13 protein-coding genes are annotated in these 13434 nt (G+C 68.3%); 8 read left to right on the plus strand and 5 right to left on the minus strand.

Translation table 11 applies throughout. The features are described from left to right. Positions 1–126: 126 nt before the first annotated feature. The 4 genes from DPV74_RS32060 to DPV74_RS32075 are packed head-to-tail and all read left to right on the plus strand — an operon-like array spanning position 127 to position 2763. The gene (locus tag DPV74_RS32060; protein ID WP_119338646.1) at positions 127–1068 is read left to right on the plus strand and encodes a glyoxylate/hydroxypyruvate reductase A; all 942 of its coding nucleotides are present in this window, start codon (positions 127–129) and stop codon (positions 1066–1068) included. A gap of 26 nt (positions 1069–1094) precedes the next feature. Beyond that, a complete protein-coding gene (locus DPV74_RS32065; protein ID WP_059695268.1) occupies positions 1095–2027 on the plus strand; it encodes a hydroxymethylglutaryl-CoA lyase in 933 nt (310 codons plus the stop codon). 26 nt (positions 2028–2053) lie between these two features. Further along, a complete protein-coding gene (locus tag DPV74_RS32070; protein WP_027788969.1) occupies positions 2054–2560 on the plus strand; it encodes a YbaK/EbsC family protein in 507 nt (168 codons plus the stop codon). Beyond that, a complete protein-coding gene (locus DPV74_RS32075) occupies positions 2557–2763 on the plus strand; it encodes a DUF1289 domain-containing protein (RefSeq protein WP_060082755.1) in 207 nt (68 codons plus the stop codon). Before DPV74_RS32070 ends, DPV74_RS32075 begins: the two co-directional genes overlap by 4 nt. 265 nt (positions 2764–3028) lie before the next feature. On the opposite strand, the gene DPV74_RS32080 is transcribed toward DPV74_RS32075, so the two are convergent. Further along, positions 3029–3931, minus strand: a complete 903-nt coding sequence (locus tag DPV74_RS32080; protein WP_027788967.1) for a DMT family transporter — start codon at positions 3929–3931, stop codon at positions 3029–3031. 113 nt (positions 3932–4044) lie between these two features. Between DPV74_RS32080 and DPV74_RS32085 the strand changes: the two genes are divergently transcribed. Next, positions 4045–4536: an Lrp/AsnC family transcriptional regulator gene (locus DPV74_RS32085; protein ID WP_011353413.1), complete on the plus strand. Its 492-nt coding sequence runs from the start codon at positions 4045–4047 to the stop codon at positions 4534–4536. A gap of 28 nt (positions 4537–4564) precedes the next feature. On the opposite strand, the gene DPV74_RS32090 is transcribed toward DPV74_RS32085, so the two are convergent. Next, complete coding sequence (locus DPV74_RS32090) at positions 4565–5461, minus strand: alpha/beta fold hydrolase (RefSeq protein ID WP_021157441.1); 897 nt, start codon at positions 5459–5461, stop codon at positions 4565–4567. Positions 5462–5751: 290 nt separating this feature from the next. Between DPV74_RS32090 and DPV74_RS32095 the strand changes: the two genes are divergently transcribed. Next, the gene (locus tag DPV74_RS32095) at positions 5752–6711 is read left to right on the plus strand and encodes a nitronate monooxygenase family protein (protein ID WP_027788966.1); all 960 of its coding nucleotides are present in this window, start codon (positions 5752–5754) and stop codon (positions 6709–6711) included. 103 nt (positions 6712–6814) lie between these two features. Here the strand turns inward: DPV74_RS32095 and DPV74_RS32100 are convergent, their stop codons facing one another. The 3 genes from DPV74_RS32100 to DPV74_RS32110 form a co-directional block, all read right to left on the minus strand. Continuing rightward, positions 6815–7777: a LysR family transcriptional regulator gene (locus DPV74_RS32100; protein WP_021157442.1), complete on the minus strand. Its 963-nt coding sequence runs from the start codon at positions 7775–7777 to the stop codon at positions 6815–6817. A gap of 198 nt (positions 7778–7975) precedes the next feature. Beyond that, a complete protein-coding gene (locus tag DPV74_RS32105) occupies positions 7976–9052 on the minus strand; it encodes a porin (RefSeq protein ID WP_027788965.1) in 1077 nt (358 codons plus the stop codon). A gap of 345 nt (positions 9053–9397) precedes the next feature. After that, positions 9398–9880, minus strand: a complete 483-nt coding sequence (locus DPV74_RS32110; RefSeq protein ID WP_119338647.1) for a peptide-binding protein — start codon at positions 9878–9880, stop codon at positions 9398–9400. A 348-nt stretch (positions 9881–10228) separates the two neighbouring features. Between DPV74_RS32110 and DPV74_RS32115 the strand changes: the two genes are divergently transcribed. After that, the gene (locus tag DPV74_RS32115; RefSeq protein ID WP_059492026.1) at positions 10229–11260 is read left to right on the plus strand and encodes a bile acid:sodium symporter family protein; all 1032 of its coding nucleotides are present in this window, start codon (positions 10229–10231) and stop codon (positions 11258–11260) included. A gap of 454 nt (positions 11261–11714) precedes the next feature. Continuing rightward, on the plus strand, positions 11715–13434 hold a 1720-nt coding region (locus DPV74_RS32120), incomplete at its 3' end, for a phosphodiesterase (RefSeq protein WP_162923192.1).

Genomic DNA, 13434 nt, shown 5'->3' on the forward strand with positions numbered 1-13434 from the left:
GCCGATGCGCGCCGGGCGCCCGGTCGTCAGGAGACGCCCGATGTCCGCTACGCTCGCCGGCGCGCCGCGCCCGGCTCCGCTCGCCGTTCCCGTGACGCGCCTCGCCGGCGCGCGCGCAGTCGTCCAATGAAGATCCTGTTCCATTCCCCGCACCAGGAAGCAGGCGCGTGGCGCGATGAGATCGCGCATGCGCTGCCGGAAGCCGAACTGCGCGCGTGGCAGCCGGGCGACACGGCCGCCGCCGATTACGCGCTCGTCTGGCGCGCGCCGCGCGAATTCTTCACCCCGCGCGACGGCCTGCGCGCGATCTTCAACCTCGGCGCCGGCGTCGACGCGCTACTCGCGCTCGACCGCGCGCAACCGGGCACGCTGCCGCCGCACGTGCCGCTCGTGCGGCTGGAAGATTCGGGCATGGCGCAGCAGATGGTCGAATACGTGACGCACGCGGTGCTGCGCTACCTGCGCCGCTTCGACGAATACGACGCGCAGCAGCGCGAGCGCCGCTGGCAGCCGCTCGAGCCGCATGCGCGCGCCAGCTTCACCGTCGCCGTGCTCGGCCTCGGCGTGCTCGGCGCGCAGGTCGCGCTCGCGCTCGCCGCGCTCGGCCTGCCCGTGCGCGGCTACAGCCGCAGTGCGAAGCAGCTCGACGGCGTCACGACCTTCGCCGGCGACGGTGCGTTCGATTCGTGCATCGACGGCGCGAAGGTGCTCGTCAACCTGCTGCCGAGCACGCCCGACACCGACGGCATCCTGTCGTCCCGCACATTCGCGCGGCTCGCGCCCGGTGCGTATGTCGTCAACGTCGCGCGCGGCGCGCATCTCGTCGAAGCCGACCTGCTCGATGCGCTCGCGAGCGGCCGGATCGCCGCCGCGACGCTCGACGTGTTCCATCAGGAGCCGCTGCCCAACGATCACCCGTTCTGGCGCGCGCCGCGCATCACGATCACGCCGCACAGCTCGGCCGAGACGCTGCGCGCGGAGGCCGTCGAGCAGATCGCCGGCAAGATCCGCGCGCTCGAGCGCGGTGAGCGCATCGGCGGCATCGTCGACTACACGCGCGGCTACTGAACCTGCAAGCAAACCTGGAGACAACCATGACGTTCCCCACCGCCGTCAAGATCGTCGAAGTCGGCCCGCGCGACGGGCTGCAGAACGAGAAGACCTTCGTGCCGACCGACGTGAAGATCGCGCTCGTCGACCGGCTGTCGCGCGCCGGCTTCCGCAACGTCGAGGCCGCGTCGTTCGTGTCGCCGAAATGGGTGCCGCAGATGGCCGACGGCGCCGACGTGATGGCCGGCATCGAGCGCCGCGCGGGCACCGTGTACTCGGTGCTCACCCCGAACCTGAAGGGCTTCGAGAATGCGCTCGCCGCGCGCGCCGACGAAGTCGTGATCTTCGGCGCGGCCAGCGAGGCGTTCTCGCAGCGGAACATCAACTGCAGCATCGCCGAGAGCATCGCGCGCTTCGAGCCCGTCGCGAAGGCGGCGAAGGATGCGGGCGTGCGGCTGCGCGGCAGCGTGTCGTGCACGCTCGGCTGCCCGTACCAGGGCGAAGTGCCGGTCGCATCGGTCGTCGACGTCGTCGAGCGCTTCGCGGCGCTCGGCTGCGACGAGATCGACATCGCCGATACGATCGGCGTCGGCACGCCGAAGCGCACGCGCGAAGTGCTGTCGGCCGTCACGCGCGTGTTCCCGCGCGAACGCCTGTCGGGCCACTTCCACGACACCTACGGCCAGGCACTCGCGAACATCTACGCGGCGCTGTTCGAAGGGATCGAGATCTTTCACGCGTCGGTCGCGGGCCTCGGCGGCTGCCCGTACGCGAAGGGCGCGACCGGCAACGTCGCGACCGAGGACGTGCTGTACCTGATGCAGGGCCTCGGCATCGACACCGGCGTCGATCTCGCGCAGGTCGTCGCTGCCGGCGACTTCATCTCGAACGCGATCGGCCGCGCGAACGTGTCGCGCGCCGGTCGCGCACTGCTCGCCAAGGCGCAGAGCGCGGCCGACGCCGCGAACTGCGTATAACCCCGGTATTCGATGGATTCCTCAACATGACGACACCCGCTTCATTCGATTCCCTCCCCGATTCCGCGCGACGCGTCGCGCTGCTGCTGCGCGAGCGCGGCCATGCGAAAGGCATCGTGATGCTCGCCGAAACCGGCAAGACGTCGGCCGAGGCCGCGGCCGGGCTCGGCTGCTCGGTCGCCCAGATCGCGAAGTCGATCCTGTTTCGCCGCCAGTCGGACGGCGCGCCGGTGCTCGTGGTCGCGAGCGGCGTCAATCGCGTCGACGAGAAGAAGGTCGCCGCGCAGGTCGGCGCGGTCGGCCGCGCGGACGCGAAGTTCGTGCGCGACAACACCGGCTATGCGATCGGCGGCGTCTGCCCGATCGGCCATCTCGTCGAACCCGTCACGCTGATCGACGCCGACCTGCTCGAGCTCGACAGCCTGTGGGCGGCCGCCGGCCATCCGCACGCGGTGTTCAACCTGTCGCCGAACGAACTGGTGTCGCTGACGGGCGCGCCGGTCGCGGACGTCGCATTGCGGGAATCCGCATGAGCGACGTCGTGGCACCGGTCGGCACGGTGGCCTCGCCGTGCACCGACGTATGCCGGATCGATCCGCGCACCGACTGGTGCGCGGGTTGCCTCCGTACGCGCGACGAGATCAAGGGATGGCGCGCGTCGGATGACGACGCGAGGCGCGTGCTGCTCGCGCGGCTCGATGCGCGGCGGCGCCTGATTGCGAGGAGCGGCGCATAAAAAAAAAGCCGTTCAGCCTGACGGGCGAACGGCATCGAGATCGGAATCCTGTGAACGTGATCAACGTCACAGCCCGCATCATACGAGCGACGCGCACCGCTCGCATCGGGTGTTTCCCTACAACTTCTTACAGCGTCTTCCACGCGTGCGCGTGCCCCGCTTTTGCTCGCCATGCGCACGCCATCCGCGCGCAATATCCGCTCCCGAAACTCGCATTCGACGCGCCGCCGTGACACCCGCCGCGACGCCGAATCGTACGACCGTTTCAGTTGCCGACCGCCGCGCGACGCGCGGGCACGATGCGCCAGCCGAGATTCACGCCGGCCGCCGCGAGCAGGATCAGCAGCGCGCCGAGCACCTGCGTCCACGCGAGCGTCTGCCCGAACGCGAAGTGATCGACGACGATCGCGACGACCGGATAAACGAACGACAGCGCGCCGGTCATCGCGGTCGGCAGCTTCTGGATCGCGCCGTACAGCAGCACGTACATCAGGCCCGTGTTGACGACGCCGAGCACGATCAGGTCGAGCCACTGCCCGGCCGTCGCGGGCAGCGTGCCGAAGTGGGCGAACGGCGCGAGCAGCACGATGCCGATACCGGCCTGCAGCAGCGCGAGCAGGTGCGGCGGCGTCCCCTTCAGGTGCTTCGTGACGATCGACGAGATCGCATACAGGAACGCCGCGCCGAGCGACAGCGCGACGCCCTCCAGATATTCGCCCGGCACCGCGAGCACGGCCGGCTCGACGCGCACCACGGCGACGAGCCCGACGAACGCGAGCGCGAGCCACGCGAGCGTCGACGCGGTGATCCGCTCGCGGAACACGATCGCGCCGAGCGCGACGAGCATGAACGGCTGCGTGTTGTAGACGGCGGTCGCCATCGAGATCGATGCGCGCGAATAGGCGGCGAACAGCAGCAGCCAGTTCGCGACGATCGCGATGCTGCCGAGCGTCGCGAGCGCGAGCATCCGCGGCGAGAACAGCGCGCGGCGCAGGAAGCCGAATGCCGCGCAGACGATCGCGAGCGTCGCGGCACCGAACAGGCAGCGGAAGAACACGACGTTCGTCAGCGGCTGCTGCGACGACATCACGAGCCAGCCGATCGTGCCGGACATCAGCATCGCGACGACCATCTCGGCGGCACCGCGGCGAATTTCATTCGAGGCCATCATGAACTCCATTGAAAGAGAGTGGATGACCTCGATTCTAGAAACTTGCTTTCGCCGCAACCACGGCTAAACTGAAGCGAATCAGCCGATTGACCTTCGAAAGCAAAGCGATCATGCCGAAACGCCTTTCCCCGCCCGCCGTCGCGTCGCTCGACGCGACCGACCGCGCGATCCTCGCGGCGCTGGCCGACGACGCGCGTATCGCAACCAGTGAACTCGCCCGGCAGATCGGGCTGTCGGCCCCCGCGACCGCCGATCGTGTGCGGCGGCTCGAGGCGCAAGGCGTGATCGCCGCGTTCACCGTCGAGCTCGACCCGCGCGCGCTCGGCTACACGCTGCAGGCGATCGTCCGCGTGAAGCCGCTGCCCGGCCAGTTGCATCTCGTCGAGGAGATGCTGCGCCGGATTCCCGAATTCGTGGAGTGCGACAAGGTCACCGGCGACGACTGCTTCATCTGCCGGCTCTACCTGCGCACGATCGCGCACCTCGACGACATCCTGTCGAAAGTGACGGAGCGCGCCGAGACGAGCACCGCGATCGTGAAATCGACGCCGGTGCCGCGCCGGCTGCCGCCGCTCGTCGAGGACGACGGCGCGCACCGCTGAGGAGCCGGCACGCGCCGCCCGCGTGCCGTCAGGCGGCCGCGTCGCGCGCCTCGAAGAACGCGAGCAGTTCGTCGATCAGCGCGACGGGCGCCTCTTCCGGAATGTAGTGCCCGCAGTCGAGCGCGCGGCCGCTGACGTCGCGCGCGACGCGGCGCCATTCGTCGAGCGGATCGAAGCAGCGGCCGACGATCCCGTGCTCGCCCCACAGCACGCGCAGCGGGCACGCGACCTTGTTGCCGCGCTCGAGATCCGCACGGTCGTGCTCGAGATCGATCGTCGCGGATGCGCGGTAGTCCTCGCACATCGCATGCACGGCGCCCGGCTGCGCGAGCGCGGCCCGGTACGCGGCGAGCGCCTCGGGTGCGAACGGCGCGAGCCCGGCGGACCGGTTGCCCATCACGCGCTCGATGTAGGCATCGGTATGCGCGCCGACCAGCGTCTCGGGCAGCGGCTCCGGCTGAATCAGGAAGAACCAGTGGAAATACGCGGTCGCGAACGCGCGATCGGTTTTCTCGTACATCGCGAGCGTCGGCGCGATGTCGAGCAGCATCATCCGCTCGACGGCGTCCGCATGATCGAGCGCGAGCCGGTGCGCGACCCGCGCGCCGCGATCGTGCGCGCATACATGGAATTGCTCGAAGCCGAAATGCCGCATCACGGCGACCTGGTCGGCCGCCATCGCACGTTTCGAATACGGCGCGTGCTGCGCGTCGCTCGGCGGCTTGCCCGACGCGCCGTAACCGCGCAGGTCGGTGGCGATCACCGTGAAATGATTCGCGAGCGTCGCGGCAACGCGATGCCAGATCATGTGGGTTTGCGGATGTCCGTGCAGCAACAGGAGCGGCGGACCCGCGCCTCCTTTGACACCGAAAATGTCGGTGTCCTGCACCGTCACGCGAAACGGTGCAAACGCCTCAAACGACATGGTTTGTTTCTCGTTGGTTTGTTATGGCGGTTATTTTAGGAGCGCCGGCGCGTCTTCACAGCGCGGTAAACACCAGAATCCCTAGAAAGAGAACACTCACTCGATTGCCGCCACACCGCGCGATTTGCTAAGCTCGCGTAGAATCGCACGATCGTTCGTATTAATAAGGACGACCTCGTTTTGCAGCTTCGCTTTACCGCTTCGTTCCGCAGCTACACTCGAATGACCGTTCGACCGCAAAGCATGGCGGCGGCGCGACCGCGGCCGCCCCTGGAGACTGGAGACATTACATGGCATTGCCCACCGTCCTGCAGAACCTGACGCTGCCCGTCATCGCGTCGCCGATGTTCATCGTCAGCTACCCCGAACTCGTGCTCGCGCAATGCAAGGCGGGCATCGTCGGTTCGTTCCCCGCACTCAACGCCCGTCCGGCCGAACTGCTCGACGAGTGGCTCACGCAGATCCAGTCCGAGCTGGCCGACCACAAGGCGAAGCACCCCGACGCCGTGATCGGCCCGATCGCGGTCAACCAGATCGTCCATCAGTCGAACACGCGGCTCGAGCACGACGTGCGCGTGTGCGTCGAGCACAAGGTGCCGATCTTCATCACGAGCCTGCGCGCGCCGGCGCGCGAGATCGTCGACGCGGTGCACAGCTACGGCGGCATCGTGCTGCACGACGTGATCAACCTGCGTCACGCGCAGAAGGCGCTCGAAGCCGGTGTCGACGGGTTGATCCTCGTCGCGGCCGGCGCAGGCGGCCACGCGGGCACGACGTCGCCGTTCGCGCTCGTCGGCGAAGTCCGCAAGATCTTCGACGGCCCGATCGTGCTGTCCGGCTCGATCGCGAACGGCGGCTCGATCCTCGCCGCGCAGGCAATGGGCGCCGATTTCGCGTACATGGGCACGCGCTTCATCGCGACGCAGGAAGCGCACGCGATCGACGACTACAAGCACGCGATCCTGAACGCGAAATCGTCGGACATCATCTACACGAACCTCTTCACGGGCGTGCACGGCAACTACATCCGCGAGAGCATCGAGAAGGCGGGCCTCGATCCGGACGCGCTGCCGGAATCCGACAAGACCAAGATGAATTTCGGCGGCGACAAGACGAAGGCGTGGAAGGACATCTGGGGCGCCGGCCAGGGCGTCGGCCTGATGGACGACCTGCCGAGCGTGGGCGCGCTCGTCGAGCGCCTGAAGCGCGAGTACGACGACGCGAAGGCGCGGCTCGGCATCCCGCGCTGACGGCCGCCGCCGGCGCGCATCCCGTCGGACCAAACAAAAAAGCGCGAGCTGCAACGGCTCGCGCGTTTTGTTTTCATCGCCCCGCCGCGGCGGGATGCGCGGTTCACACCGCGCGCTTCATCCGCGTGATCGGCAGCACGCGCAGGCGCGATTCGATCGACGGGCACAGCGACTGCCCTTCGAAACGCGCCGCCAGGAAATCGACGAACGAACGCACCTTCGCGGACACGTGACGGCGGCTCGCGTAGACCGCATAGATCGGCGCCTCATGCGGCGGCACCGCATCGATCAGCACCGGCACGAGCCGGCCGGACTCGATGTCGTCGCCGACCACCTCGGTGCCGAGCAGCGCGATGCCCGCGCCCGCGAGCACGGCCGCACGCAGCCCTTCGAGATGGTTCACGATCAGGTTGCCGTTCAGGTTCACGCGCGACGCAGCGGCCGCGTCGATCACCAGCGCGTCGAGCATCGTCGAATTCGAATCGCGCCGCAGGTAGTTGTGGTGCGCGAGATCGGCGATCGTCTGGGGCGTGCCGTGCTTCTCGAGATACTCGGGCGACGCGACCAGCAGGATGTGCGCGGTCGCGATCTGCCGCGCGACCAGCGACGACGATTTCAATCCGTTCGGCGCCGCGCGCACCGCGACGTCGTAGCCTTCCTCGATCAGGTCGACCACGCGATCGGACAGCGTCATGTCGACGGTCACGTCCGGGAACCGGCCCGCATAATCGGTGACGGCCTGCATCACGTGCCGCAGCCCGAACGCGGACAGCGACGTGACGCGCAGCCTGCCTTGCGGCACCACGCTCGCGGCGCCGACGGCCTGCCCGGCTTCGTCGAGTTCCGACAGCGCCTGCACGAGGCGTTCGTAGTATTCGCGTCCGGCCTCGGTAGGCGCGACGCGTCGTGTCGTGCGATGCAGCAGCCGCGCACCGAGCTGCTGCTCGAGATGCATCACGTGCTTGCTCGCCATCGCAGCCGACATCTGCATGCGCTCGGCCGCGCCGACGAAGCTGCCCACTTCGACGACGTAGCGAAACACATTCATGCTGACGAGGGTATCCATCGAACTCGCTCGTAATGACGGGGGAATGGTCCAATTACGAGATAGGGTAACAAAGGCGGGGAAACAGAAAGGTCAAGAAAGGCAAAACGGCGCCGCGGGTGGCGGCGCCGTTCTGGCGGGAAAACATGCAGCCCGGACGCGCTTTTCGCGCGCATCCGGCGCGGCGGTCGCGCGTGCGCGTGCGCGTGCGCGTGCGCGTCAGAACTTCGCGCGGATGCCGGCGCCGAACGTGTTGCCGTTCGACAGGCCGCTGATGTGGTCGTTCATGTAAGCAGCGTAGACGTCCGTGCGCTTGGACAGCGGATAGTCGTAGCCGACGGCCCAGGTCTGGCGCGTCTGGTCGAGGCCGCCCGCGTCGCGCGAGTACGCGTACGACGCCATCGCGTTGCCCACGCCGAGCGGCACCGACACGCCGCCCTGCGCGGTATTCACGTGCCAGCTGCCCGCGACCTGGTCGTTCTTCGTATACATGTACTGGCCGAACAGCTTCACGTACTTCAGGTCGTAGGTCGCGCCGACTTGCGCGATGCCCTGGCTCTTCATGCCGGCCACCAGCGCGCTCAGGTCACGCGGGCCGTTGTTGAAGTTCACGTACTGGTAGACCGCGGTCGCCGCGAACGGGCCGTTCGCGTAGTTGAACTGCGCGCTCCACTTCTTCGAGCCGTTGTCGCCGGCCTGGTTGCCGAACGCGTACATCGCGCCGAAATTCAGGCCACCGAACGAAGGCGACGTGTACGACAGCGCGTTGTTCCAGCCCGAATCGCCGACGGCACCCTGGTCGCTCGGGTAGGTCGGGAACGTGCCGAGGCCGAGGAACACGTGGTACACCATCGGCGAGAAGGTGTACGAGTCGTAGAACGGGTTGAACAGGATCGTCGACAGGAACAGGTGCGTCGTCAGGCGGCCGGCCGTCACCGTGCCGTACGGCGAATCGATGCCGACGTACGCGTTGCGTGCGAAGAACGTGTCGCCCTGGAAGCGGCCGAACTGGCCGTTCTGCGCGCGGAAGAAGCTTTCCAGCGTGAAGATCGCCTTGTAGCCGTTGCCGAGATCCTCGGCGCCGTGCATGCCCCAGTACGACGTCGACATCCCGCCGCCGCTCACGTTCCACGCGCGGTCGCCGCCCGGGAACTTGGTGGCGCCGACCCATTCGTCGACCTGACCGTAGAGCGACACGCTCGACTGTGCATGGACGGGAGCGGTAGCCGCCACGCAGGCAGCCGCGGCGATCAGCTTGACGGACGTGCGCGACGCACGGCGAGCGAATGCTTTCATTGGATCTCCAGATTTTGTCGAATTGTCGATAAGTGGCGCGAGCGTTGTTTTTTGGAGCCGAGTGCTTGCGTCGTATGGGGCGCAGCCATCTTTACGGATCATTCGTCCGGTCAAAATTGCGCACACTTATTGCGGGTATAGCGGCAGCATTAACTTCGCGGAATTGATACATGGCCGGGTACCCGCCGACGGCCCGGCGTGGACGCGGTCGCACGGCCGGACGGCCGCGTGGCACATGCGAGCCGGGCGCGAAAGATAGCGCAATGCGACGGGAAAATCAGCGGAAATCTGTGCGCGACTGTGGCGAATTCGCATCAGCCGCCGGAGGGACGAGCGCGCGGGCGCTCAGTTTCGGTAGAACGGGGAGAAATACGGCGAGTGCGCAGGCTCTTCCTGCGAGCGGGGCGGCGGCATCGGACGGCCGCCGCGCTCCTCGTTGTAGCGCGCGACGTCGGCGCGGATCGAACCGGCGCGCAGCGGCACGTTGCCGCCGCCCGGCGGGCGCGGCATCTGGCGCACGTCGGCGCTGATCGGGCGATACGGGCTTTGCGCGGCGTAATGACCGTACGACGGCGTCGGCCGCAGCCCCCAGCGGGAACCGTAGCCGCTCACGCCGCCGGCGCGTGCACCGACGGGGGGCGTGACGTGGCGCCAGAGGGGAACCCCGCCGGCCGGCTGACCGTATGCGCGCATGTCGCCGCCACCGAAACCGTGGCCGCCGAATGCATGACCGCCGTGCGGCGGCTGCGCGAGCGCGAACGGCATCAGCAACGCGCCGAGTGCGCCTGCGACCCATCGTCCGATCTTCCGTTTCACCCGTTCCGTCATCGTGCAATGCCTGTCCATGCCCGCCGCCGGCTCCTTTCGGCCGACCCAAGGCTTTCAGCAGTAATTTATGAGCGCGCCGAAAGCGTGTCGAGCCAAAAAGTGTTATGTCGCCGGCATCGGTGTAACACCATGTTACTGCTAGGTTTTTTCACTTCGGCACGCGACCGGGACAGAACATTCTTCTGCCGTTTTGCGCATGGCCGGGCCGGTGCCGCGAACGCGGTCGCATGAGACTGATTCATCAATCGATTCCCACAATGAATTTGTGTAGTGAATCATCAACCGGGACAATGGCGCCATTCGCGCGCGCGCGACGCGCGCCCCCGTCGTTTCCGAATCGAGTTCCCGATGGCCCGTCCCCGTTTTCTTCCCGACAACTTCACGCTCGCGCTCGTCGGCACCGTCGTGCTCGCGAGCCTGCTGCCCTGCCGCGGCCCGGCCGCCCACGCGTTCAACTGGGCGACCAACATCGCCGTCGGCCTGCTGTTCTTCCTGCACGGCGCGAAGCTGTCGCGCGAAGCCGTCGTCGCGGGCGCGACCCACTGGCGGCTGCACGCGGTCGTGCTGCTCAGCACGTTCGCGCTGTTCCCGCTGCTCGGCCTCGCGCTGAAGCCGGTGCTGCAGCCGCTCGTCACGCCGACGCTGTATGCGGGCGTGCTGTTCCTGTGCACGCTGCCGTCGACGGTCCAGTCGTCGATCGCGTTCACGTCGATCGCGAAGGGCAACGTGCCGGCCGCCGTGTGCGCGGCATCCGCGTCGAGCCTGCTCGGGATCTTCGTCACGCCGGCGCTCGTCGGGCTGATGATCACGTCGCAATCGGCCGCCGCCGCGTCGCCGTGGAGCACCGTCGGCAGCATCGTGATGCAGCTGCTCGTGCCGTTCATCGCCGGCCAGTTGCTGCGGCCCGTGATCGGCGGCTGGATCGACCGCAACCGCGGCGTGCTGCGCTTCGTCGACCAGGGCTCGATCCTGCTCGTCGTCTACGTCGCGTTCAGCGAGGCCGTCAACGAAGGCCTCTGGCACCAGATCCCGCCGCGCGCGCTCGGCGGCCTGCTCGTCGTCAACCTCGTGCTGCTCGCGATCGCGCTCCTGCTGACCGCGTTCGTCAGCAAGCGGCTCGGCTTCAACCGCGCCGACCAGATCACGATCATCTTCTGTGGATCGAAGAAGAGCCTCGCGGCCGGCGTGCCGATGGCGAAGGTGATCTTCTCGGCGAACGCGGTCGGGGCGATCGTGCTGCCGCTGATGCTGTTCCACCAGATCCAGCTGATGGCGTGCGCGGCGCTCGCGCAGCGCTGGGGCGCGCGCGACATGAGCGGCGAGCACGACGAGGGCGACGCGGCATCGGCGCCCGGCGCGCTGAGCGCGGGCAAGCGCTGACGATCGGGGCGGCGGGACGGCCGCCGGGTGGTGCCGTCCCGGGGCTATTCCTTCCGCCTTCTGCCTTCTGCCTTCTGCCTTCTGCCTTCTGCCTTCTGCCTTCTGCCTTCTGCCTTCTGCCTTCTGCCTTCCGCCTTCCGCCTTCCGCCTCCCGCCTTTCCGCCTTCCGCCTTCCGCCTTCCGCCTTCCGCCTTCCGCCTTCCGCCTTCCGCCTTCCGCCTTCCGCCTTCCGCCTTCCGCCTTCCGCCTTCCGCCTTCCGCCTCCCGCCTCCCGCCTCCCGCCTTTCCGCCTTTCCGCTTTTCCGCCTCCCGGCGCAACGCCCTTCCACCCACGCACCGACACGCCCCCGACGCGATGCACCAGCAACGCCCGTCGCGTCACGAAATCTTCATTCAATTCTCCGCGAGCGGTGCCGTTAAGTCGGGCGTCCCGTCGATTCGGCTGCCCTCGCCCATGCCCGCGCCCCACCCCGACTCCGCCGCCACCCGCACCACGCGCCTGATCGCGGATCGTGCGCTGGCCGCCGTCTTCCAGCCGATCGTCGATCTCGGGTCGGGGACGGTCGTCGGCTACGAGGGCCTGATACGCGGCCCGCGCGGCACCGACCTCGAAACGCCCGCCGCGCTGTTCGCGCAGGCCGCGCGCGACGGCGAGACCATCGCGCTCGAACAGGCCGCCGCGCGCACCTGCCTCGACGCGTTCGCAGCGCTCGGCTGCGACGGAAAGCTGTTCCTCAATTTCAGCGCGGGCACGATCCTGCAGCTCGCGCGCGAACGCGAGCGCGCCCGCCAACTGCTCGACCGTGCGCGGGTCGGCGCCGAGCGCATCGTGATCGAACTGACCGAGCAGAACGCGACGACGGACATCGCCCACATCGGGCCGGCCGTCGCGTCGCTGCGCGACGCCGGCATCCAGTTCGCGCTCGACGACTACGGCACCGCGAACGCGAGCATGAACCTGTGGCTGCGCCTGCATCCGGACGTCGTGAAGATCGACCGCTTCTTCATCCACGACATCGCGCGCGACCCGCTGAAGTTCGAGGCCGTGAAGGCGATGCAGCACTTCGCGCAGGCGAGCGGCGCGCAACTGATCGCGGAAGGCATCGAGAACGAAAGCGACCTGATCGTCGTGCGCGACATGGGCATCTGCTGCGTGCAGGGCTTCCTGCTCGGCCGGCCGAACGCGCGGCCGTCGCGGGTCGTCGCACCGGCCGCGCGCGACGCGATCCGCGCGCCGCACATCGCGGTGTTTCCCGGCGCGACGCGCCCGGTGCGGCCGGCCGGCACGATCGCCGGAAAGATGCTGGTTCCGGCGCCGGCGCTGCCGCGCGACGCGACCAGCAACGACGTGCTCGACCTGTTCAACCGGATGCCCGACCTGCACGCGGTCGCACTCGTCGAACGCGGGCGGCCCGTCGCGCTCGTGGATCGCCGCGGCTTCATCGACCGCTTCGCGCTGCCGTACCACCGCGAGGTGTTCGGGAAGAAGCCGTGCCTGCCGTTCGCGAACGACACGCCGCTGATGATCGACAACGCGACGACGTTCGAGCAGCTCGCGATGCTGCTCGCGAGCCACGACCAGCGCTACCTCGCGGACGGCTTCGTCATCACCGAACACGGCCGCTACGTCGGGCTCGGCACCGGCGAGAGCCTCGTGCGCGCGGTGACCGAGATGCGCATCGAGGCCGCCCGCTATGCGAACCCGCTGACGTTCCTGCCCGGCAACATCCCGATCAGCGCGCACATCGACCGCCTGCTCCAGCGCGACGCCGGCTTTCATGCGTGCTACGTCGACCTGAACCAGTTCAAGCCGTTCAACGACCAGTACGGCTACTGGCAGGGCGACGAGGTGCTGAAGTTCGCCGCGACGGTGCTGGCCGGCGTGTGCGATCCGCAGCGCGACTTTCTCGGGCACGTCGGCGGCGACGATTTCCTCGTGCTGTTCCAGCGCGACGACTGGCGCCAACGCGCCGCCGACGCGATCGCGCGCTTCAACGACGGCGCGCAGCGCTTCTACACGCAGGCCGACCGGCAGGCGGGCGGGCTGCGCGGCGAGGACCGCCACGGCAACCCGGCGTTCTTCGGTTTCGTGACGATGGCGATCGGCGCGGTCGGCGTGCCGGCCGGCGCGCACGGCGCGAAGCGCTACGGCAGCGACGAGATCGCATCGGTCG

Origin of the sequence: Burkholderia sp. HAN2018 (assembly GCF_024704855.1) — a bacterium.
Lineage (GTDB): Bacteria > Pseudomonadota > Gammaproteobacteria > Burkholderiales > Burkholderiaceae > Burkholderia > Burkholderia cepacia.

What these genes read in the sequence shown, in the direction of transcription:
- DPV74_RS32060 (WP_119338646.1), top strand. Translation starts at nt 127, where the DNA reads ATGAAGATCCTGTTCCATTCCCCGCACCAGGAAGCAGGCGCGTGGCGC.
- DPV74_RS32065 (WP_059695268.1), top strand. Translation starts at nt 1,095, where the DNA reads ATGACGTTCCCCACCGCCGTCAAGATCGTCGAAGTCGGCCCGCGCGAC.
- DPV74_RS32070 (WP_027788969.1), top strand. Translation starts at nt 2,054, where the DNA reads ATGACGACACCCGCTTCATTCGATTCCCTCCCCGATTCCGCGCGACGC.
- DPV74_RS32075 (WP_060082755.1), top strand. Translation starts at nt 2,557, where the DNA reads ATGAGCGACGTCGTGGCACCGGTCGGCACGGTGGCCTCGCCGTGCACC.
- DPV74_RS32080 (WP_027788967.1), bottom strand. Translation starts at nt 3,931, where the DNA reads ATGGCCTCGAATGAAATTCGCCGCGGTGCCGCCGAGATGGTCGTCGCG.
- DPV74_RS32085 (WP_011353413.1), top strand. Translation starts at nt 4,045, where the DNA reads ATGCCGAAACGCCTTTCCCCGCCCGCCGTCGCGTCGCTCGACGCGACC.
- DPV74_RS32090 (WP_021157441.1), bottom strand. Translation starts at nt 5,461, where the DNA reads ATGTCGTTTGAGGCGTTTGCACCGTTTCGCGTGACGGTGCAGGACACC.
- DPV74_RS32095 (WP_027788966.1), top strand. Translation starts at nt 5,752, where the DNA reads ATGGCATTGCCCACCGTCCTGCAGAACCTGACGCTGCCCGTCATCGCG.
- DPV74_RS32100 (WP_021157442.1), bottom strand. Translation starts at nt 7,777, where the DNA reads ATGGATACCCTCGTCAGCATGAATGTGTTTCGCTACGTCGTCGAAGTG.
- DPV74_RS32105 (WP_027788965.1), bottom strand. Translation starts at nt 9,052, where the DNA reads ATGAAAGCATTCGCTCGCCGTGCGTCGCGCACGTCCGTCAAGCTGATC.
- DPV74_RS32110 (WP_119338647.1), bottom strand. Translation starts at nt 9,880, where the DNA reads ATGACGGAACGGGTGAAACGGAAGATCGGACGATGGGTCGCAGGCGCA.
- DPV74_RS32115 (WP_059492026.1), top strand. Translation starts at nt 10,229, where the DNA reads ATGGCCCGTCCCCGTTTTCTTCCCGACAACTTCACGCTCGCGCTCGTC.